Raw genomic sequence first — 21,155 nt, 5'->3', positions numbered from 1 at the left:
TAACAGCTTGGATGCGCGTGTGAGGGAGCCAGAGGCCGACGGAGAACTGATCCGTGTCGTGCAGCGGATCATGGACGGCGACTACGCGGACGATGCCGAGGCGTACGAGCTGTGTTTGCAGGTAGCTCGGGTAGCGAGCTGTACACCCGGATATGTCTCGGATCTGGTCTTTTGGTCGAAAGATCCCCAACCTACGGCGCGGCAGGTAGTCGAGCGGGCGCGCGCGTACCAACCGATCGCGCTTTGATCAGCTGAACAAGTTCTGACCGGCCGGTCCTTCGGCCTGCGACGCGGACGCCGACCATGGTCCCTGACCTGCGGAGACGTGGTCGGCCTTGTTATTGTCGAGTACTGCTGGTTGATGTCGGACGGCCCAGAGACGGCCCAACCGAACCGCCCCGAGTGCCGGTGGCGCTGCGCTACACGGGTGTGCCCCACGGCCTGCCTGGCCATATCCGAAACACGCCGCGCCAGGCCGCCTCAGCCTGCGTCACCATGTCGCCCGCATCGCCTTTCTCGCTCGACCGCTCCCCGTCCCACACGGCGACGAGCCCGCTGGCACGCTCCAGCAGGAGCCGGTTCGCGTCCCCGTACGCCTCGCGGCTGACGGTGGCGTGCGGCAGTGTGACGACCTCGACGGCACTGGCGACCAGCCGGTCAAACGTCTCGGCGTGGCCGGGCTCCACCGTGGTCTCGCGGTAGTCCTCGGAAGGCATGACGATGTGCAGGCGACCGCCGGCAGCGAGCAACTCCTCGGCGAAGATGCTGCCGACGCCCTCCGCGATGCAGCACCAGCCGTCGAGCGGGTCATCGACGGCCAGGGCGGCCAGCAGGCTCGCGAACTCGGCGCGGACGAAGGGCTCGGACGAGGGGTCCACATGTCCGGTCACCGCGAGGACATTCAAGGTTGCTCTCCTGTGGGCTCGGGCGGGGCCAGCAGGCCGCGGGTTCTATCAGGCCTTGTGGACCCTAGGGTCTGTCTGGGGGTGGCCCGAGAGTCAGGCGGGGACCTAACCGACGACCAGGCTTCGCCGATGGCCAAGAGTGCAGCCTGTCTGTGCCGGCCGCGCGCTGACCCTCTCGATGCGAACTACCGGCAGTTCGATCGCTGTGGTCTCCTGTCCCGTTCAACGAGGCTCCTGCGGTCGGCTGCGATCAGCCAAGAGCGACGCGGTTGCGGTACTTCCGTGCTGTACGCCGACGGCTTCAAAGCCCTCTGCTCCTTGGAGCGGCAGTACAGTACAGGCCCCCGCCGACGCAATTTGATCACGATGCAAATGCGACGCGGCCTCAGTTTCATCTCAGAGCCGGAGCGAACTCATTTTGATCGCTAGCCTGCCCGGGCTCATTCCCGCCCGCCGTGGCTGACCTGCGAGGAACCAGTGACAACAACCCCCACATACCAAGACTCCACCTACCCCGCACCCCCGCAGGCTCCCGCGCCGCAGCCGCCCAAGAAGTTCGCCATCTTCGCCAAGAAGTTGATGATTCGTCTCGGTATCGGGCTGATTCTTCTCGTGGGTTGGTTGGTCTACGACAAGGTGACCGGCGCGCCGGCCTCGGCCAGCGTCGGTGACTGCGTCCAGGTCAGCGGCACGGACACGAATCCCGATGTCCACGTCATCGGTTGCACGAACCCCAAGGCCGCGTACAAGGTCCTGAAGGAGGACTCCGGCAGCAGCGACGAGTGCAAGAACGTTCCTGGCGTGGTGGCCTGGTACACCGAGACTGGGGGCACGAACGTGGTGCTCTGCCTCGGCAAGAACCAGTAGGCAGTCTCAGGGTGAAGGTTGCAGGGCGCAGACTGCTGGGCCTCCGCCCTGCCGAAGCGCGCGTGTCACAGCCTCCTTTCGATCGAGCAGCCTGTGACAGGCTGTAAATCTGTCGCGCAAGCTACGCAGGTTCGAACCCTGCACCCGCCACGTGGAAGTCGGAAGGCCCTGTGACCAGCAAGAACGGTCCAGGGCCTTCCGCATGTCAGTAGCCCGCCCGTCGCCGCCAGTGCCTCTGATTCCCCGCTCCTTCTGGCACGGTTGTGGCACGGCGACTCTTCGGCTTGGATGCCTGACGTGTCGAACGAGAGCGAACGGCCTGTCTTCGGGGTGGCTGCGGATCTCGCCCTCTTCGAGGGCTGGACAGATCTGCACCTGGACAACTTCCTGGGCCACGTGTGCCACCGAATTCGGAGCGCGCGAACGGAGGGCGTCCCGTGCCCGAGAAGCTGCTCGAACGGCTGGCTCCGATGATCGCAGCGCGCGGATGGGGTAATCACGTATTGGAGGCTTGGCCAGCTCCTGAGGCCCGCTGAGGCAAGTTGCTGAGCGGCTTTACAGTCGGCTCGGCATGTGACCTGCCCCGGACCTCTGACCTGCGACAGAGGCAGTCCCGCGTGCCGGGTTCCAAGCGCTGGTCCGTCACTGGTCCGGATCTTGCTCGATCAGACGGAATTGCGCCGGTAGGTCTGCGGGAGAGGCTGCACTCGTGGCTGTCAGTCGTGCTCGATACCGTCCAGGTGCGCGGTCGGCAACGAGGCATCCAGCTCTGAAGTGCAGCTGCATCCCTGGTTCTGTCCGGGGGCGGCCCGATAGTCAGGCTCGGGACCTAACCGACGACCAGGCTTCGCCGATGGCCAAGAGTGCAGCCTGTCTGTGCCGGCCGCGCACTCTGACCCCCTCGATGCGAAAGCCTACGGCGGTCGGTTGCCCTCCTGGTGCTGGCAGCACCGTATCGCGCGTCGCCGAAGCCCCAGACGAATTTAGCCGCCGACACAAGCACTGCCGGTGCGGCAGGCGTATCCGGTGCCCTGCGACGGTGCCGCTGGCGCCGATGTGCTCGGGACCGGTGCCGTGTAGTACCGGCTGTTGAGCTCAACGCCAATGATGTAGCGGTTCCCGCCACCGGCCTTCTGGGTCAGGCTGGCGATGGAGACGGACTGGTGCTCGCGGTCGAATGTGCTCGGCCCGTTCAGCGGGGTCTCGGCAGGAAGGGTGGCCGTGGGGCGAACCTGGGGGATGTCACTGAACGGCATGCCTGGAAGTTGCGTCACCTCGATGTTCAGGACCTGACCGCCGTTCGAGTAGGACCCGTAGGCGTAGGCCAGCCGTGGTCGGCCGGGGGTTGGGGAGGCGGTCGCCGCATGGGCCTGATCGATCTGGAAGAGCTGGTCCATAGGGGTGCCCTGAGGCATCCAGCCGGCCTTGCTCAGCGCCTGGTTGATCCGAGCTAGTTGTTGAGGAAGGTCACCGTCGAAGGCCCCGAACCACGCTGTGGTGCGGATGCAGCTGACGGGAGACCACTTCGGCTTCTCGCCGATGAAGGCGATGTTGTCACTGGTGGAGCAGACGTCGTCAGCGCTTCGGCCGACGGCGGCGATCCACGGGATGGTGGTGTGGACCTCGGCCAAGGTGTTGTTGAGCTGGACGGTAGCCGTCTGGTCAGCTCCCGCGACATCCGCCGACGTGGCAATCTTGTGGACGTCAGGCGGCGGCGGGTTGATCCAGTTCTGAACGCTGACGTAGGCCCAGACCATGAGCAGGACGGCGGCCAGGGCGACAGCGGCAACGGAGATCGCGCAGCCGCTGCCTTTTCGCTTGGGGTCTGGTGGGGACGACAGTGCCACTATGCGCTCCTCCACTTACGTCAGCGCCGGAGTCTTGCTCATGAGGGCCCGCTTTCGCCTGAGTACGCATACTCATCTCCGCTGGCCGGTGCAACGTAGAGCCGCCCGCTGTGGGGTTTTTGCCGAATTGGCTGGCACACATCCGCGCCGTCGTCCCCGGGCCGTCGCGAATGGGGAGACTCTGCCGGCTGCCCAGCGGCCCGGAGTCGTTCTGATCCGGCGGCACTTTCGCCAGGCTGCGGGCCTGAGTGGGGTGGTACCTCCTCGATCGGGCAGCTCTGCCGAGCCAGGGTTCTCCAGGAGCCGCCAAGGCTCACCGCGTGACGCTTGCGCTTGGCCTTGGCGGTTCCACCGTGAGCGCTACGAGGGCGTGATCCGGATGCACATCCAGCCGACCTTCGGCGCGGGGCCCGTGGCAGCGCTCAGCCCGGCTCGGGTCCGGGCGTGGCGTTCGCGGCTGCTCGCGGAGGGCGTGGGTGAGGCGACGGTGGCCAAGGCGTACCGCGTGCTCCGGGCCATCCTGAACACGGCCCTGGACGACGGGCTGATCCAACGCAACCCGTGCCGGATCAAGGGTGAGGGAGAGGAGAACTCCCCGGAGCGTCCTGTGCTGACGGTGGAAGAGGTCTACGCCGTGGCGGGGGCCATCCAGCCCCGGTACCGGGCCATGGTGCTCCTGGCGGCCTTCGCCAGCCTCCGGTTCGGGGAGCTGGCCGGGCTGCGTCGGGCGGACATCGACCTGGAGCACAGGATCATCCGGATCCGTCAGGCCCAAGCGGAGCTCGCGACCGGAGACCTGCGGGTAAAGCTGCCCAAGAGTGCGGCCGGCGTCCGGCCGGTGGCCTTCCCCGAGCCCATCGCCCGAGACGTGGAGACGCATCTGCGCTGGTTCGCCGAGGACGGTCCGGACGGCCGCGTGTTCGTGGGTCCGCGTTCCGGCCTGCTGCGACGGAGCAACTTCCACCACCTGTGGACAGCCGCGCTGGTCAAGGCCGAGGTGCGCAAGGTGCGCTTCCACGACCTGCGGCACTTCGGCAACGCCATGGCGGCCGACGCCGGGGCGAGCACCCGTGAGCTGATGCACCGGATGGGCCACTCGACCATGGACGCGGCCCTGCGCTACCAGCACATGCGGGGGGAACGGGACCGGCTGATCGCTGACGGCATCGGCGACGCGATCACCAAGGCGCTCGCCCCGAAGCGGCGCAAGCCGGGTCAGAAGGGCACCCCGCCCGACGAGTTGGGCACGCAAGGGGCACGGGCCTGATCGGGCCTCAGAAACGACGAAAGCCCAGGCGGACCGGATATCCCGGTTGACCTGGGCTTTTGTTGCGTTTCCTGCGAAGTGCCCCCGGTAGGATTCGAACCTACGCACCCGCCTCCGGAGGGCGGTGCTCTATCCCCTGAGCTACGGGGGCGCACTGTCTTGCGACGTGCAGAACACTACCAGTCCCCACCCCCTGCTCGTGCACAGGGTTTTCGGAAGGGCGCGTCACCGGTTCCGGCGGAAGTTCCGAAAACGGGGACGGAGGGTGGACGGTGCGCATACCCTCAGTGATGTGTCAGGCGAGTCGGGGCGGGTGCTCGTTGTCGATGACAGCGCGGTGATCCGTCAGCTGATCAGGGTCAATCTGGAGCTCGAGGGCTTTCAGGTGGTGACCGCCGCGGACGGGGCCGAGTGTTTGGACGTGGTGCATGCGGTGCGGCCGGATGTGATCACGTTGGACGTGGTGATGCCCCGGCTGGACGGGCTGCGGACGGCGGCGCGGTTGAGGGCCGATCCGCGGACGAGCCATCTCCGGATAGCGATCGTCAGCGCCTGCACTCAGCTGGATCTTGAGCGCGGGGAGTCCGTCGGGGTGGACGGGTACCTCGCCAAGCCGTTCGAGCCGATGGATCTTGTCGCCCTGGTGCGGCGGCTCGCGGAGGAGCGCCGCAGTGAGGACCACCGCCGCGAGGGTCACCGTACGGCGGAGCGGGCGGACGCGGAGTCGGCGCCGGCCGAGCGCGCGGAGCATCCGGACATGGGCGTCGCCCCGGCGCACGCGGTCGGCGAAGGGCGGCACAGTGTTCGCTCTCGGCGAACGCTGTGAGGGTGGGGCGGCGGCATCCGCGGTCGGGATGCCGTGTCTCACTCGGCAGAACTGATGCCAGGGATTTCGCCCCTCTCGCCTAGGCTTGCCCCGTGACACCCGCAGAGCTTTCCCAGGCAGTCCAGGACGCCGTTCGCGCCGCCGTCGAGGCGGGCGAGCTGACCGTCGACATCCCCGAGACGGTGAACGTCGAGCGTCCCAAGAACCGCGACCACGGCGACTACGCCGTCAACGTCGCGCTCCAGCTGGCCAAGGCCGCCGGCAAGCCGCCGCGACAGGTGGCCGAGCTGGTCGCCGCACGCCTGCGAGAGCTGCCCGGGATCGCGAAGATCGACATCGCCGGACCGGGCTTCCTGAACATCACCCTCGACACCGCGACGCAGGGCGAGCTCGCCCGGACCATCGTCGCCGAGGGCGCCCACTACGGGCACGGCGACGCCTTCGCCGGGTTGAAGATCAACCTGGAGTTCGTCTCCGCCAACCCGACCGGCCCGATCCACATCGGCGGCGTCCGCTGGGCCGCCGTCGGCGACTCGCTCGCCCGCATCCTGCGCGCCTGCGGGGCCGACGTCACCACCGAGTACTACATCAACGACGCCGGCGTGCAGATCTCCAAGTTCGGCAGCTCGCTCCTCGCCGCCGCCAACGGCCGCCCGGTGCCCGAGGACGGCTACGTCGGCGAGTACATCACCGACATCGCCGCCGAGATCGTCAAGCAGAACCCGGGCATCCTCGACCTCGACGACGAGGCGCAGCTGGAGCGGTTCCGCACCGAGGGCCTGCGCCTCATGGTCGCGGAGATCCAGCGCTCCATGGCCGAGTTCGGCGCGCACTTCGACGTCTGGTTCTCCGAGAAGTCGCTGCACGACTCCGGCGCCGTGGAGAAGGCCGTCGAGCGGCTGCGCGAGCAGGGCCACGTCTTCGACAAGGACGGCGCGGTCTGGCTGCGCACGACCGACTTCGGCGACGACAAGGACCGCGTCCTGATCAAGGCCGACGGCGACACCACCTACTTCGCCTCGGACGCCGCGTACTACCTGAACAAGCGCGACCGCGGCAACGACGTCAACGTCTACATGCTGGGCGCCGACCACCACGGCTACGTGGGCCGCCTCAAGGCGATCGTCGCCTGCGCCGGCGACGACCCGACGCACAACATCGAGGTGCTGATCGGGCAGTTCGTGAAGATGCTCAAGGACGGCGAAGAGGTTCGCATGTCCAAGCGCGCCGGCAACATCATCACGATCGACGACGTCGTCGACTGGGTCGGCGTCGACGCCGCCCGGTACTCTCTCGCCCGCGTCCCCACCGACTCGACGCTGACGCTGGACATCGACGTGCTCACCAGGCAGTCGAGGGACAACCCGGTCTACTACGTCCAGTACGCCCACGCCCGCATGGCCTCCATCGCCCGCAACGCGGCAGATCTGGGCATCGACAAGGGCACGGCGGAGCAGTTCAAACCCGAGCTCCTGGCCACCGAGTGGGAGAACCAGCTCCTGGGCCGTCTGGGTGAGTTCCCCGGCGAGCTGGCCGAGGCCGGCCAGTTCCGCGCGCCGCACCGGGTCGCCCGGTACCTGGAGGAGCTGGCCGGGGACTACCACCGCTTCTACGACAACTGCCGGATCCTGCCGCGCGGCGACGAAGAGGTCACCGACCTGATGCGGGCCAGGCTCTGGCTGCTCGAGGCCACCCGAACGGTCATCGCCAACGGGCTCGACCTGTTGGGTGTGTCCGCCCCCGAACGCATGTAGTCGGCGTGAGGGGCCCGAAACCGTCAACGAGTCGACGGTTTCGGGCCCTTTGTGCAAGCACTGACAGACGAGAGAGTCAGACATGAGCCGCTCCGCCCACCCCGCCGGGCCGCGCCACGGTGACGTGCTGCCCGAGGGGCACTACGCCGCCCCGCCCGCCGATCTCAACCTGCTCGACCCGAAGGTGTGGTCGCAGACCGTCACCCGCGACGAGGCGACCGGCGCGGTGACCGTCGCCGGGCTGGACGTCCGGGAGCTGGCGCAGCGGTTCGGCACCCCCGCGTACATCCTCGACGAGGAGGACTTCCGCACCCGCTGCCGCGCCTGGCAGCAGGCGTTCTCGCACGTCGACGCGGACGTCTACTACGCGGGCAAGGCCTTCATCTCGCGTGCGGTCGTCCGCTGGCTGCACGAGGAGGGCCTGAACGTCGACGTCTGCAGCGGCGGCGAGCTGACCGTCGCGCTCAGCGCGGGCATGCCGCCGGAGCGGATCGCGTTCCACGGCAACAACAAGACCGTCGCCGAGCTGGAGTACGCCGTCAAGGCCGGCATCGGGCACGTCGTGGTGGACTCCTTCGAGGAGCTCGTCAGGCTGGCCTGGGCCGCCGACCAGCAGGGCGTGCGGCAGAAGATCCTGCTCCGGGTCACCGTCGGCGTCGAGGCCCACACGCACGAGTTCATCGCCACCGCGCACGAGGACCAGAAGTTCGGCTTCTCGCTGACCGGCGGCCAGGCCGCCGAGGCGGTGCGCCGGGCGCTGACGCTCGACGGAGTGGAGCTGGTCGGCATCCACTCGCACATCGGTTCACAGATCTTCGACATGGCCGGCTTCGAGGTCGCCGCCCGCCGCGTCGTCGGGCTCCTCGCCGAGATCAAGGCCGAGCACGGGGTCGAACTGCCGGAGATCGACCTCGGCGGCGGCCTGGGCATCGCCTACACGAGCGACGACGACCCGCGTGAGCCGCAGGAGATCGCCACCGCGCTCACCGGGATCGTGCGGCGCGAGTGCGCGGCCGAGGGCCTGGCCGTTCCGCGTCTCTCGGTGGAGCCGGGCCGCGCGATCGTCGGCCCGACCGCGTTCACGCTCTACGAGGTCGGCACCATCAAGCCGCTCGAAGGCCTGCGCACCTACGTCAGCGTCGACGGCGGCATGTCGGACAACATCCGCACCGCGCTCTACGACGCCGAGTACAGCGTCGCGCTGGTCTCCCGGACCTCGGACGCCGAGCCGATGCTGAGCCGCGTCGTCGGCAAGCACTGCGAGTCCGGCGACATCGTCGTCCGCGACGCCTTCCTTCCCGAGGACCTCGCCCCGGGCGACCTGCTCGCCGTCCCTGCCACGGGCGCGTACTGCCGCTCGATGGCCAGCAACTACAACCATGCGCTCAAGCCCCCGGTCGTCGCGGTGCGCGACGGCCAGGCGCGCGTGATCATGCGCCGCGAGACGGAGGAGGACCTGCTGCGCCTGGACGTGGGCTGAGCGGGGCGTGGGACGCAGGACGCGGGACCCGTGGACACCCGGGCGGCCGACGGATCCAGCAGGATTTCCGGTCGCCCGGTATCGGTCAGCGGAATTTGCGTCTCAATCCGTGGAACAGCCGCAGATTCGGCGGCCGAGTCACGGAGACTTGGGACAGCAGGAACTGAATCAGTCAGCAGGCCAAGCAAGCTAACCCGTGCAGGACGGAGTCGGATGATGCGTACGCTCAAGGTGGCGCTCCTCGGTTGTGGAGTAGTGGGCTCCGAGGTGGCACGCATCATGACGACGCACGCGGCCGACCTGGAGGCGCGGATCGGCGCGCCGGTCGAGCTCGCCGGGGTGGCCGTGCGCCGGGCCGGACGCCCGCGCCCGGGCGTGCCCGAGCATCTGGTCACCACCGACGCCGAGGCGCTGGCGAAGCGCGAGGACATCGACGTCGTGATCGAGGTGATCGGCGGGATCGAGCCCGCCCGATCGCTCATCCTCTCCGCCTTCGAGAGCGGGGCCTCGGTCGTCTCCGCCAACAAGGCGCTGCTCGCCGCCGACGGGGCCGCGCTGCACGCCGCCGCGTCCAAGGCCGGGGCGGACCTCTACTACGAGGCCGCCGTCGCCGGGGCGATCCCGCTGGTCCGCCCGCTGCGCGAGTCCCTGGCGGGTGACAAGGTCAACCGGGTGCTCGGCATCGTCAACGGCACGACCAACTTCATCCTCGACAAGATGGACTCCACCGGCGCGGGTTACTCCGAGGCACTGGAGGAGGCCACCGCGCTCGGTTACGCCGAGGCCGACCCGACCGCCGACGTCGAGGGCTTCGACGCCGCCGCCAAGGCCGCCATCCTGGCCGGCATCGCGTTCCACACCCGGGTGACCGCCGACGACGTCTTCCGCGAGGGCATCACCGAGGTCACCGCCGCGGACATCGCCTCCGCCAAGGCCATGGGCTGCGTGGTGAAACTCCTGGCGATCTGCGAGCGCTCCAGGGACGAGAACGGCGAGGAGTCCGTCACCGCCCGCGTCCACCCGGCGATGATCCCGCTCAGCCACCCGCTGGCCAGCGTCCGCGGCGCGTACAACGCCGTCTTCGTGGAGGCCGACGCGGCCGGCCAGCTGATGTTCTACGGCCCCGGCGCAGGCGGCAGCCCGACCGCGTCCGCGGTCCTCGGCGACCTGGTCGCGGTGTGCCGCAACAAGGTGGCCGGTGCGACCGGTCCGGGCGAGAGCGCGTACGCTCAGCTCACCGTCAATCCCATGGACGACGTGGTCACCCGCTACCACGTGAGTCTGGACGTCGCCGACAAGGCAGGTGTCCTCGCCCAGGTCGCCACGGTCTTCGCCGAGCACGGGGTGTCCATCGACACCGTCCGCCAGCAGGGCCGGGACGGCGACGCCTCACTTGTCGTCGTGACGCACCGCGCCACCGACGCCGCGCTGTCCGCCACCGTTGCCGAACTGCGCACTCTCGACCACGTCCGTGGCGTGGCCAGCATCATGCGTGTCGAAGGGGAGTAACCCGATATGAGCACCACCCTCCAGCACACCCACCAGTGGCGCGGCCTCATCGAGGAGTACCGCGACCGACTCCCGGTCACCGCCGAGACGCCCGTGGTGACCCTGCTCGAGGGCGGCACGCCGCTCGTCCCGGCCCAGCTGCTGTCCGAGCGCACGGGCTGCGACGTCTACCTGAAGGTCGAGGGCGCCAACCCGACCGGGTCCTTCAAGGACCGCGGCATGACGATGGCCATCTCCAAGGCGAAGGAGGCGGGCGCGCAGGCGGTCATCTGCGCGTCCACCGGCAACACCTCCGCCTCGGCGGCGGCGTACGCGGTGCGGGCCGGGATGGTCTGCGCGGTGCTGGTGCCGCAGGGCAAGATCGCACTGGGCAAGATGGGTCAGGCGCTGATCCACGGCGCGAAGATCCTCCAGGTCGACGGCAACTTCGACGACTGCCTGACGCTGGCGCGGGACCTCTCCGACAAGTTCCCGGTTGCCCTGGTCAACTCGGTGAACCCGGTCCGCATCGAGGGACAGAAGACGGCCGCGTTCGAGATCGTGGACGCGCTGGGCGACGCCCCCGACATCCACGTGCTGCCGGTGGGCAACGCGGGCAACATCACCGCCTACTGGAAGGGTTACCGCGAATACGCGGCGGACGGCCTGTCGACGAGGACCCCGCGCATGTTCGGGTACCAGGCCTCCGGCTCGGCCCCGATCGTGGACGGCGCGCCGGTGCTGAAGCCGCAGACGATCGCCACGGCGATCCGGATCGGCAACCCGGCCTCCTGGGACTACGCGCTGGCCGCGCGGGACGAGTCCGGCGGGCTCATCGACAAGGTGACCGACCGTCAGATCCTGGCCGCGTACCGGCTGCTGGCCTCTCGCGAGGGCGTCTTCGTGGAGCCGGCGTCGGCGGCGTCGGTCGCCGGGCTGCTGCAGGCGCACGAGCAGGGTCTGATCGACCCGGGCCAGCGGATCGTCTGCACGGTCACCGGCAACGGCCTCAAGGACCCGGACTGGGCGGTCGCGGGCGCGCCGCAGCCGACGGTGGTCCCGATCGACGCCACCGCCGCGGCCGAACGCCTCGGCCTGGCGTAAGTTGCAGCCGCCCTGAGGGACGCGGGGCTTCTGCAGGCGAGGTGCCATGCACCTCCAGGGGCGCGGGGCTCTGCTGATATGCGGCTCCGCCGCGCGGGCGCGAGAAACCACCCTGGGCGGATGGCCCTGTGCGATGAGGACCATCCGCATGCCGGTGGCTTGTCGCGCAGTTCCCCGCGCCCCTGATGGTGCAACGGGCCCTCTGCTGTCAGGTGCCGCACCCGCGCGCCGGAGGCGCGCAGTTCCTCGCGCCCCTGAGGCGTGCAAGTGTCCCCTCGGTGGGAAAGTCCGACGACACCCGTCGCCGGGGTGTACCGCTGAGCAGCCCCTTTTCGCTACGCTGGCGTCATACCCCAGGCGCATGTTCCCCTTTGTACGTCGCGCCTGAATGTCGCGCCCTTCTCGCAGGAGTGTCCACGCAATGGCAGGTCCCGCCTTCCGCGCCGCCGCCGTACGGGTGCGGGTGCCCGCGACCAGTGCCAACCTCGGGGCCGGCTTCGACTCCTTCGGCCTCGCCCTCGGCCTCTACGACGACCTCGTCGTCCGCGTCGCCGACGCGGGCCTGCACGTGGACATCGCCGGAGAGGGCGCGGACACGCTCGCGCGCGACGAGCGGCATCTGGTCGTGCGCGCCATGCGGGCCACCTTCGAGCGGCTCGGCGGCCAGCCCCGCGGACTCGAGGTCGTCTGCGCCAACCGCATTCCGCACGGCCGCGGCCTCGGCTCCTCCTCCGCCGCCATCTGCGCCGGGATCATGGCCGCCCGCGCCGTGACCGTCGGCGGCACCGAGCAGCTCGACCAGGCCGGCGCCCTCGCGCTGGCGTCCGAGATCGAGGGCCACCCCGACAACGTCGCCGCCTGTCTGCTCGGCGGCTTCACCATCGCCTGGACCGACGGCCTGGCCGGACTGGACGGTGAGAGCGTCGCGCCCGGCGCCGGGGCCCACGCCGTCACCCTCGCGCCGAGCGCCGACGTCGTCCCCGTCGTCTTCGTCCCCGCGGACCCTGTGCTCACCGAGGTCGCCCGCGGCCTGCTGCCCGCGACCGTCCCGCACGCCGACGCCGCCGCGAACGTCGGCCGGGCCGCGCTGCTGGTGGAGGCGCTGACCAGGCGCCCCGAGCTGCTGCTGCCGGCGACCGAGGACCGGCTGCACCAGGACTACCGCACTCCGGCGATGCCGCAGAGCGCCGCGCTGGTCGGCGCGCTGCGCGCGGAGGGCGTCGCCGCCGTGATCTCCGGCGCCGGACCGACGGTGCTGGCCCTGACCGACGAGAGCACCGCGGAGAAGGTGCTCGGATTCGCCGGGGAGGGCTGGGCCGCGCACCGGCTGGCGCTGGACACCCGAGGAGCTGTGGTTCTGCCTCTGGCGCAGTAGGCGGGGGATTCCGGGGTCACGACTTCTGCAAGAAGTGGGAACACGATTGACACTCGCAGAGTGGGGGAATGTTTGTTGGGTCCAGTAGTGTTAATCTCATGGCTGCACCAGGCGCCCTTCGGGGTCCGGTGCGCAGCGTCCCCACCATTGGGACAGCAATTCTCCGGGAGCCCGCCACATCGCGTACGCAGCCTGCCTGCGCCATTGTGACCGCATCCCGACGCCGTGTCGGCGAAGACCGCCTCCGAGCCGTTGCCGTACACGTGCATGGGGGCCCGGACGCGTTCGTGCGCAGCGCCATCGGACACAACGCACGTCCGCACTCGGGTTGCCTCGTTCAACCGCTACACATCGCAGCCACGCCCTGCCAAAAGACCACAGGGCGGACAGCACGACCGGTCGCCGAGCCAGAAAGGCCGACGTCCGCTCCAGGGAAGGACCCTTCGTGAGCGACACCACCGATCTGATGGGCGCGCGCCCGGACGCAGACGCGTCGGACGCCACGGCCACCGCGCCGAAGCGCCGTCGGACCACGGGCACCGGGCTGAACAGCATGGTGCTCGCCGAGCTGCAGCAGCTCGCCTCCGGCCTCGGCATCAGCGGCACGGGCCGGATGCGCAAGAGCCAGCTCATCGACGCCATCAAGGAGAAGAGCGGCGGGGACCCGCTGCTCGCCGCCTCCGCCCCGGCGGCCCGGCCGCCAAGCGCGCGCCGCGCGCCGCCGCCGCGTCGGCCGCGGCCGAGACCGCTCCGGCCGCCGCCGCCGAGAGCGCGCCCGCCGCGTCCGAGGCCCCGGCCCGCCGCACCGCGCGTTCCCGCGCGGCCGCTGCCGCCCCGGCCGAGCAGCAGATCGAGATTCCGGTGCAGACCAGCACCGACAGCGCCGCGGCTCCCGCCGCGGAGCGCCCCGCGCGCCGCAGCCGCCGGGCCACCGCTCCGGCCGGCTCCCCGGACGGCACCGCTCCCGCGGTCGCTGCCGAGGCCGCGCAGGCGTCCGCCCAGGCCGCTCCGGCCCAGGCGCAGGCCGCCGAGCAGCAGGCCACCGCCGGTGTCGCCACCGAGACCCGCGAGCGGGGCGAGCGCACGGAGCGCGGCGAGGGCCGCGAGGGCCGTCGCGAGCGTCGCAGCCGCCGTGACCGTCGCGAGCAGCAGGGCGAGGGCGGCCAGGGCGGCGGCCAGCCGCAGCAGGGCCAGGGCGGTCGTCAGGACGGCGGGCGTCAGGACGGCGGCCGTCAGGGCGGTCGGCAGAACCAGAACCAGAACCAGGGCAACCAAGGGCCGGACTTCGACGACGACGAGTTCGGCGGCCGTCGCCGCGGCCGTTACCGCGACCGCAACCGTCGCGGCCGCGGCGAGCGCTTCGAGGGCCCGGCCGAGCCGCAGGTCAGCGACGACGACGTGCTGATCCCCGTCGCGGGCATCCTGGACATCCTGGACAACTACGCCTTCGTGCGGACGTCCGGCTACCTGGCCGGCCCGAACGACGTCTACGTCTCGCTGGCCCAGGTCCGCAAGAACGGCCTGCGCAAGGGTGACGCGATCACCGGTGCGGTGCGCCAGCCCAAGGACGGCGAGCGTCGCGAGAAGTTCAACGCGCTGGTCCGCCTCGACTCGGTCAACGGCATGGACCCGGAGTCCGGCCGCAACCGCCCCGAGTTCAACAAGCTGACCCCCCTGTACCCGCAGGACCGGCTCCGCCTGGAGACCGACCCGGGCGTGCTGACCACCCGCATCATCGACCTGGTCGCCCCGATCGGTAAGGGCCAGCGTGGTCTGATCGTCGCCCCGCCGAAGACCGGCAAGACGATGATCATGCAGGCGATCGCCAACGCGATCACCCACAACAACCCCGAGACCCACCTGATGGTCGTCCTCGTCGACGAGCGTCCGGAGGAGGTCACCGACATGCAGCGCTCGGTCAAGGGCGAGGTCATCTCCTCGACCTTCGACCGTCCCGCCGAGGACCACACCACGGTCGCCGAGCTCGCCATCGAGCGTGCGAAGCGTCTGGTGGAGCTGGGCCACGACGTGGTCGTGCTGCTGGACTCCATCACCCGCCTGGGCCGCGCCTACAACCTGGCGGCGCCCGCCTCCGGCCGCATCCTGTCCGGTGGTGTCGACTCGACCGCGCTCTACCCGCCGAAGAAGTTCTTCGGCGCCGCGCGCAACATCGAGAACGGCGGCTCGCTGACCATCCTTGCCACCGCGCTGGTCGAGACCGGCTCGCGGATGGACGAGGTGATCTTCGAGGAGTTCAAGGGCACCGGCAACATGGAGCTCAAGCTCGACCGGAAGCTCGCCGACAAGCGCATCTTCCCCGCGGTGGACGTCGACCCGTCCGGCACCCGCAAGGAAGAGATCCTCATGTCGCCGGAGGAGCTGAAGATCGTCTGGAAGCTGCGCCGGGTGCTGCACGCGCTCGACTCGCAGCAGGCGATCGAGCTGCTCCTGGACAAGATGAAGCAGACCAAGAGCAACGGCGAATTCCTGATGCAGATCGCGAAGACGACTCCGGGTCAGGATGACTGATCTCACAGTCGTGACCGGCGCACGCCGGAATCGCGCCTGAGTCACCACGCAGCCCCGGGTAATTCGCCCGGGGCTGCGGCATTTCCTGAAACGGCTGGTAAGCCGCATCACGTACGTTCGCGGCCATGTCCGACAACCGGACGAAATCCCGCGGGGCCGCACGCAGGCGGCGCACGGGCAGAGCCGCGCGCCCCCCGGGAGGGGCGACCTCAGGCCCTGGAATACCTGCGGGGGGTTCTCGGTTTGGGTGAATGACGCCGGTCCTGGCAGACTGGTACGTCGGTCCCGGTTCACGAACGGCAGCCCGCCGTCCGACCCGGTGCCCTCCCAGAACATAGGAGCATCCCTTGAAGCCCGAGATCCACCCCACGTACGTCGTCACCCAGGTCACCTGCACCTGTGGCAACGAGTTCACCACCCGCAGCACCGAGCCGTCCGGCGTGATCCGCGCCGAGATCTGCTCCAACTGCCACCCCTTCTACACCGGTAAGCAGAAGCTCATGGACACCGGTGGCCGCGTGGCCCGCTTCGAGGCTCGCTTCGGCAAGAAGCACGCTGCCAAGGTGCAGTAGCGCGCTTTCGGCGCCGGCCGGGCGTACCCGTGGTCTTTCACGGGTGCTGCCTGGTCGGCGCCGTTCGCGTTGACCCACGCCATCAAGATCTCTGCGGAAGAAGGCCCAGCTCCCATGTTCGAGGCAGTCGAGGAGCTCCTCAACGAGCACGCGATGCTGGAGGAGCGCCTGGCCGATCCGGCCGTCCACGCCGACCCGGCGGCCGCACGCCAGCTCTCCAAGCGGTACGCCGAGCTGACCCCGATCACCGCCGCCTACCGCGCCTGGCGTCAGGCGGGCGAGGACATCGAGACCGCCCGCGAGCTCGCCGACGACGACCCGGACTTCTACGCCGAGATCAAGCAGCTCGAGGCCCAGCGCGAGGAGTACACCGAGCGCCTGCGGCTGCTGCTGGTCCCGCGTGACCCGAGCGACGACAAGGACGTGCTGCTGGAGGTCAAGGCGGGGGAGGGCGGCGAGGAGTCCGCGCTCTTCGCCGGCGACCTGCTGCGCATGTACCTGCGGTACGCGGAGAAGATGGGCTGGAAGACCGAGATCATCGACGCCAACGAGTCCGACCTCGGTGGCTACAAGGACGTCCAGGTCTCCGTGAAGCTCCGGGGCTCCGCCCCCGCCGAGCCCGGCCAGGGCGTCTGGGCGCGGCTGAAGTACGAGGGCGGCGTCCACCGCGTGCAGCGCGTGCCGGCCACCGAGTCGCAGGGCCGCATCCACACCTCCGCCGCGGGCGTGCTGGTCACCCCGGAGGCCGAGGAGGTCGAGGTCGAGGTCAACGCCAACGACCTGCGCATCGACGTCTACCGCTCGTCGGGCCCCGGCGGCCAGTCGGTCAACACCACCGACTCCGCGGTCCGGATCACCCACCTCCCGACCGGCATCGTCGCCTCCTGCCAGAACGAGAAGAGCCAGCTCCAGAACAAGGAGCAGGCCATGCGCATCCTCCGCTCCCGCCTGCTGGCGGCCGCGCAGGAGGAGGCCGACCGTGAGGCCAGCGACGCGCGCCGCAGCCAGGTCCGCTCGGTGGACCGCTCGGAGCGGATCCGCACCTACAACTTCCCGGAGAACCGCATCTCCGACCACCGCACCGGTTACAAGGCCTACAACCTGGACCAGGTGCTCGGCGGCGAGCTCGACCCGGTGATCCAGTCGGCGGTCGACGCGGACGCCGCGGCCAGGCTCGCCGAAGCCACCTGAGCCGAGCGGCCGGCCACCCGATCGGCCGGCCGGCCGAGTCCGACCCGCACAGGCCCGTTCAGAGAGGCGCGCACGTGAACCTCCTCCTCGCCGAGGTGGCCCAGGCCACCCAGCGGCTCGCCGCCGCCGGTGTGCCCTCGCCGCGCTTCGACGCGGAGGAGCTCGCGGCCTACGTCCACGACGTCAAGCGCGGCGAGCTGCACACCGTCGCCGACGCGGACTTCGACGCCCGCTACTGGGAGGCCGTCTCGCGCCGCGAGGCCCGCGAGCCGCTGCAGCACATCACCGGCCGGGCCTTCTTCCGCTACCTGGAGCTCCAGGTGGGCCCCGGCGTCTTCGTGCCGCGCCCGGAGACGGAGTCGGTGGTCGGCTGGGCCATAGACGCCCTGCGGGACATGGACGTCGCCGAGCCGCTGGTCGTCGACCTGTGCACCGGGTCCGGCGCGATCGCGCTGGCGCTGGCGCAGGAGGTGCCGCGCAGCCGGGTGCACGCGGTCGAGCTCTCCGACGACGCCTACGCCTGGGCCCGCCGCAACGTGGACGCCAGTCCGGACGCCTCCAGGATCGAGCTGATCCAGGGCGACGCGACCCGCGCCTTCGCCGACCGGCCCGAGCTGACCGGCCAGTTCGACCTGGTCATCAGCAATCCGCCGTACATCCCGCTGACCGAATGGGAGTACGTCGCTCCGGAGGCTCGCGACCACGACCCGGAGCTGGCACTCTTCTCGGGCGAGGACGGCCTCGACACCATCCGCGGCATCGAGCGCGTCGCCGCGCGCCTGCTGCGGCCCGGCGGCGTGGTCGTCGTCGAGCACGCGGACACCCAGGGCGGGCTGGTGCCCTGGATCTTCCGCGAGGAGGCGGGCTGGACCGACGCCGCCGACCACCGCGACCTGAACAACCGCCCCCGCTTCGCCACCGCACGCCGCGCCGTCCTGTAGGGAAGGGAACACCACCGATGAGTCGTCGCTACGACTGCGCCGATGCGACCGAGCGTGCCGCCGGTCTGCGCGAGTCCGCCTCCGCGATCCGCCGGGGCGAGCTGGTGGTCGTCCCCACCGACACCGTCTACGGCCTGGCCGCGGACGCGTTCTCCGCGGAGGCGGTGGCCGGCCTGCTCGCGGCCAAGGGCCGCGGCCGCAACATGCCGACCCCTGTGCTGGTCGGCTCGCCGACGACACTGCACGGCCTGGTGACCGACTTCTCCGAGTCCGCGTGGGAGCTGGTCGACGCGTTCTGGCCGGGCGGCCTGACCCTGGTGACCCGTCACCAGCCGTCGCTGCGTTGGGACCTGGGCGACACCCGCGGCACCGTCGCGGTCCGGATGCCGCTGCACCCGGTCGCCATCGAGCTGCTGAACACCACCGGCCCGCTGGCCGTCTCCAGCGCGAACCTGACCGGCGGCCCGTCCCCGGCCACCTGCGACGAGGCCGAGGAGCAGCTCGGCCAGAGCGTCTCGGTCTACCTCGACGGCGGCCGGGCGGACCACGCGGTGCCGTCGTCCATCGTCGACGTCACCGGCAAGATCCCGGTTCTGCTGCGCGAGGGCGCGGTCTCCCTGGCCCAGCTGAGGGAGGTCGTACCCGACCTGGAGGCCGGCAGTTGACCGGTCGTGTCCGGCCGATACGCCCGGTCCCGCGCCCGTACTCCTACGGGGCGGAGCGGCGCGTCGGGACGTTCCGGATCCTCTACGTCTGCACGGGCGGCGTCTGCCGCTCGCCCATCGCCGAGCGGCTGACGCGCCATGAGCTGTCGCTGCGCCTCGGCCTGCGCGCGGGCGCGGAGATATCGGTCGAGAGCGCGGGCACGTGGGGGCACGAGGGCGCGCCGATGGAGACCAACGCGGCGGAGATCCTGGGGGAGTTCGGCGCGGACTCCTCCGGCTTCGTGGGCCGCGAGCTGCTCGACGACCACGTGATCGACGCGGACCTGGTGCTGACCGCGACGCGGGACCACCGGGCCCAGGTCATCTCCATGGGCCACGACGCGGGTCTGCGGACCTTCACCCTGAAGGAGTTCACCCGCCTCGTCCGCGCGATCGACCCGACGACGCTGCCGGAGGACTCCGACGAGCCCGGCGCTCTCGCCGAGCGGGCCCGTGTCCTCGTCCGCGCGGCGGCGGCGCTCCGCGGCTGGCTCCTCGCGGCCTCCCCCGAGGCGGACGAGGTGGACGACCCCTACGGCGCGCCGCTGGGCATGTTCCGCAACTGCGGCGAAGAGATCTTCGACGCCCTCGACCCCATCGTCACCGCCCTCACCGGCGTCGACCGCGTCCGCGTCTGACCCCTGGGGGCGAGGAACCGCGCGCCTCCGGCGCGACACCTCTCAGCAAAGGGCGAGTTGCACCACCCCAGGGGCGCGGGAAACTGCGCGACACGCCACCCACGACGTGAGTCCCGAACGCGCAGGGCCCTCCGCACAGGGTGGTTCTCGCGCAGTTCCCCGCGCCCCTGCTGTGGCCGGCCTTCGCGCGCAGGTCTCCCCGGTGCCCCTGATGGTGCAACCGGGCCGCCCTCGGGAGGCACGGCCTACTGCAACCGGGTCGTTCCGGGGCCGCCGGCGCGCCGCCAGGCGTGCTGCGGCGTACCGTGGCCAGCGGAGGTGCACGCGGCCATGGCGACGCTGGTGACGAGCGAGAATTCCGCGCGGGTGGCCATGATCGACGAGCCCGATCCCGCCCTCGACGAACTGCTGGAGCGGGAGGCGATCCGCCGGCGCAGCCAGATCCATCTGCTCGCGGGGGAGAACTTCACCTCTCCGCAGGTGCGCGCCCTGCTGGCCAGTGACTTCGCGGACAAGTACGCCGAGGGCTACCCCGCCCGGCGGCACCACACCGGCTGCGGCCCCGCGGACGCGGTCGAGGCCCTGGCCGTCGCGCGGGCGCAGTCGCTCTTCGGCGCCGAGCACGCCAACGTGCAGCCGTACTCCGGCTCCATCGCCGTGCTCGCCGCCGCCGCGGCGCTCCTGCGGCCGGGGGACTCGGTGCTGGCCATGTCGCTGGCCCACGGCGGGCACCTCACCCACGGCTCGTCGGCGAACTTCTCCGGGCGGTGGTTCTCCGTCTCCGGCTACGGCGTGCGGCCCGGTGACGGGCTGATCGACCTGGAGCAGGTGCGCGACCAGGCGCGGGCGCTGCGGCCGAAGGTGATCGTCGCCGGGACCATCTCCTACCCCCGGGCCATCGACTGGGAGGCGTTCCGGGCCGTCGCCGACGAGGTCGGCGCCTACTTCGTGGCGGACGCCTCGCAGACGCTCGGCTTGGCCGCGGCGGGAACGGTGACGTCCCCCGTGCCGTACGCCGATGTCGTCTGCGGCGCCACCCACAAGGTGCTGGGCGGGCCGCGCGGCGGGCTGCTGCTGTGCACGGCGGAGCTGGCCGAGCGGATCGATCGGGCGGTGTTCCCCTTCATCCAGGGCGGGCCCATGGTCAACCAGCTCGCCGCCAAGGCGTACGCGCTGGGCCGGGCCGCGACGCCGGGCTTCGCCGACTACACCCGGCGCTGCGTCGCCAACGCGCGGGCGCTCGCCGCCGCGCTGGACGGGTACGGGCTGCGGCCGCTGACCGGCGGCACCGACACCCACCTCGTCACCGTGGACGCCCGTTCCCTGGGACTGACCGGGCGGGAGATCGAGCAGCGCTGCGAGCGGGCCGGGCTGTTGCTCGGGCACTGCGCCGTCCCCTTCGAGGAGGCTCCGCCGGCCGCCGCCTCCGGAGTGCGGCTCGGGACGCTCTGCGTGACCACCCAGGGGATGGCCGAGCCGGAGATGGCCGAGATCGCCGGGCTGATCCATTCCGCCGCCGCAGAACCGGATAATCCGGCCGTCACGGAACGCATCCGTTCGCTCGCGGAGAGATTTCCCACCCTGTCGACAAAACCTCAATGCGGTGACTCTGCGTCTCCCTGAATAGGGTGTGCCCTGTGACGCACCTCCATTACCGCATCGACCCC

The 21,155-nt window shown here is 70.5% G+C and carries 15 protein-coding genes, 1 tRNA gene and 2 pseudogenes; 15 read left to right on the top strand and 3 right to left on the bottom strand.

Annotated features, from left to right (window positions below):
- Positions 1-419 precede the first annotated feature (419 nt).
- A complete protein-coding gene (locus tag BS83_RS37670) occupies positions 420-905 on the bottom strand; it encodes a hypothetical protein (RefSeq protein WP_037607766.1) in 486 nt (161 codons plus the stop codon).
- A 477-nt stretch (positions 906-1,382) separates the two neighbouring features.
- Here BS83_RS37670 and BS83_RS37665 point away from each other — a divergent pair, with 477 nt between their 5' ends.
- On the top strand, positions 1,383-1,772 hold the full coding sequence (locus tag BS83_RS37665; RefSeq protein WP_157597477.1) for an LppU/SCO3897 family protein: 390 nt from the start codon (positions 1,383-1,385) through the stop codon (positions 1,770-1,772).
- A 983-nt stretch (positions 1,773-2,755) separates the two neighbouring features.
- Here BS83_RS37665 and BS83_RS37660 read toward each other — a convergent pair.
- Positions 2,756-3,619, bottom strand: coding sequence for a hypothetical protein (locus BS83_RS37660; protein WP_037607764.1), 864 nt, complete (start codon positions 3,617-3,619; stop codon positions 2,756-2,758).
- Between the two features lie 352 nt (positions 3,620-3,971).
- Here BS83_RS37660 and BS83_RS37655 point away from each other — a divergent pair.
- Positions 3,972-4,886: pseudogene (locus BS83_RS37655) on the top strand (tyrosine-type recombinase/integrase); the annotation flags it as partial.
- 79 nt (positions 4,887-4,965) lie between these two features.
- Here the strand turns inward: BS83_RS37655 and BS83_RS37650 are convergent.
- Positions 4,966-5,037 (bottom strand) — tRNA-Arg (locus BS83_RS37650).
- A 141-nt stretch (positions 5,038-5,178) separates the two neighbouring features.
- Here BS83_RS37650 and BS83_RS37645 point away from each other — a divergent pair.
- The 13 genes and pseudogenes from BS83_RS37645 to BS83_RS37585 all read left to right on the top strand — a co-directional run bounded on the left by BS83_RS37645 (position 5,179) and on the right by BS83_RS37585 (position 21,111).
- Complete coding sequence (locus BS83_RS37645; RefSeq protein ID WP_084714734.1) at positions 5,179-5,712, top strand: response regulator; 534 nt, start codon at positions 5,179-5,181, stop codon at positions 5,710-5,712.
- A gap of 92 nt (positions 5,713-5,804) precedes the next feature.
- Positions 5,805-7,466, top strand: a complete 1,662-nt coding sequence (gene argS / locus BS83_RS37640) for an arginine--tRNA ligase (protein WP_037607763.1) — start codon at positions 5,805-5,807, stop codon at positions 7,464-7,466.
- A gap of 82 nt (positions 7,467-7,548) precedes the next feature.
- A complete protein-coding gene (gene lysA / locus BS83_RS37635; protein WP_037607762.1) occupies positions 7,549-8,946 on the top strand; it encodes a diaminopimelate decarboxylase in 1,398 nt (465 codons plus the stop codon).
- Positions 8,947-9,159: 213 nt separating this feature from the next.
- Positions 9,160-10,455: a homoserine dehydrogenase gene (locus tag BS83_RS37630; protein ID WP_037607761.1), complete on the top strand. Its 1,296-nt coding sequence runs from the start codon at positions 9,160-9,162 to the stop codon at positions 10,453-10,455.
- Positions 10,456-10,461: 6 nt separating this feature from the next.
- Positions 10,462-11,538 carry a threonine synthase gene (thrC, locus tag BS83_RS37625; protein WP_037607760.1) on the top strand — a complete coding sequence of 359 codons (1,077 nt, stop codon included), beginning with the start codon at positions 10,462-10,464 and terminating at the stop codon, positions 11,536-11,538.
- 421 nt (positions 11,539-11,959) lie between these two features.
- The gene (gene thrB, locus BS83_RS37620; protein ID WP_037607759.1) at positions 11,960-12,913 is read left to right on the top strand and encodes a homoserine kinase; all 954 of its coding nucleotides are present in this window, start codon (positions 11,960-11,962) and stop codon (positions 12,911-12,913) included.
- A 445-nt stretch (positions 12,914-13,358) separates the two neighbouring features.
- Positions 13,359-15,442 (top strand): annotated as a pseudogene (gene rho / locus BS83_RS37615) (transcription termination factor Rho).
- Positions 15,443-15,789: 347 nt separating this feature from the next.
- Complete coding sequence (gene rpmE / locus BS83_RS37610; RefSeq protein WP_037607758.1) at positions 15,790-16,014, top strand: 50S ribosomal protein L31; 225 nt, start codon at positions 15,790-15,792, stop codon at positions 16,012-16,014.
- Between the two features lie 114 nt (positions 16,015-16,128).
- A complete protein-coding gene (prfA, locus tag BS83_RS37605; protein WP_037607757.1) occupies positions 16,129-17,205 on the top strand; it encodes a peptide chain release factor 1 in 1,077 nt (358 codons plus the stop codon).
- A gap of 74 nt (positions 17,206-17,279) precedes the next feature.
- A complete protein-coding gene (gene prmC, locus BS83_RS37600) occupies positions 17,280-18,146 on the top strand; it encodes a peptide chain release factor N(5)-glutamine methyltransferase (protein WP_037607756.1) in 867 nt (288 codons plus the stop codon).
- Positions 18,147-18,163: 17 nt separating this feature from the next.
- A complete protein-coding gene (locus BS83_RS37595; protein ID WP_037607755.1) occupies positions 18,164-18,811 on the top strand; it encodes an L-threonylcarbamoyladenylate synthase in 648 nt (215 codons plus the stop codon).
- Between the two features lie 17 nt (positions 18,812-18,828).
- On the top strand, positions 18,829-19,488 hold the full coding sequence (locus tag BS83_RS37590; protein WP_051945792.1) for an arsenate reductase/protein-tyrosine-phosphatase family protein: 660 nt from the start codon (positions 18,829-18,831) through the stop codon (positions 19,486-19,488).
- Between the two features lie 330 nt (positions 19,489-19,818).
- Positions 19,819-21,111 (top strand): serine hydroxymethyltransferase, encoded by a 1,293-nt coding sequence (locus BS83_RS37585; RefSeq protein ID WP_084714730.1) that lies wholly within the window; start codon positions 19,819-19,821, stop codon positions 21,109-21,111.
- Positions 21,112-21,155: the final 44 nt, after the last annotated feature.

The organism is Streptacidiphilus rugosus AM-16, from assembly GCF_000744655.1.
GTDB classification, from domain to species: Bacteria; Actinomycetota; Actinomycetes; order Streptomycetales; family Streptomycetaceae; genus Streptacidiphilus; species Streptacidiphilus rugosus.
The sequence above is the reverse complement of the archived record's forward strand: the minus strand, read 5'-3'. Positions and strand labels throughout refer to the sequence as shown.

Bases quoted from the DNA above. Each gene is read 5' to 3' on its own strand.
- thrB (WP_037607759.1), top strand. From the start codon at position 11,960: ATGGCAGGTCCCGCCTTCCGCGCCGCCGCCGTACGGGTGCGGGTGCCC.
- thrC (WP_037607760.1), top strand. From the start codon at position 10,462: ATGAGCACCACCCTCCAGCACACCCACCAGTGGCGCGGCCTCATCGAG.
- lysA (WP_037607762.1), top strand. From the start codon at position 7,549: ATGAGCCGCTCCGCCCACCCCGCCGGGCCGCGCCACGGTGACGTGCTG.
- prfA (WP_037607757.1), top strand. From the start codon at position 16,129: ATGTTCGAGGCAGTCGAGGAGCTCCTCAACGAGCACGCGATGCTGGAG.
- BS83_RS37585 (WP_084714730.1), top strand. From the start codon at position 19,819: ATGGCGACGCTGGTGACGAGCGAGAATTCCGCGCGGGTGGCCATGATC.
- BS83_RS37595 (WP_037607755.1), top strand. From the start codon at position 18,164: ATGAGTCGTCGCTACGACTGCGCCGATGCGACCGAGCGTGCCGCCGGT.
- BS83_RS37630 (WP_037607761.1), top strand. From the start codon at position 9,160: ATGATGCGTACGCTCAAGGTGGCGCTCCTCGGTTGTGGAGTAGTGGGC.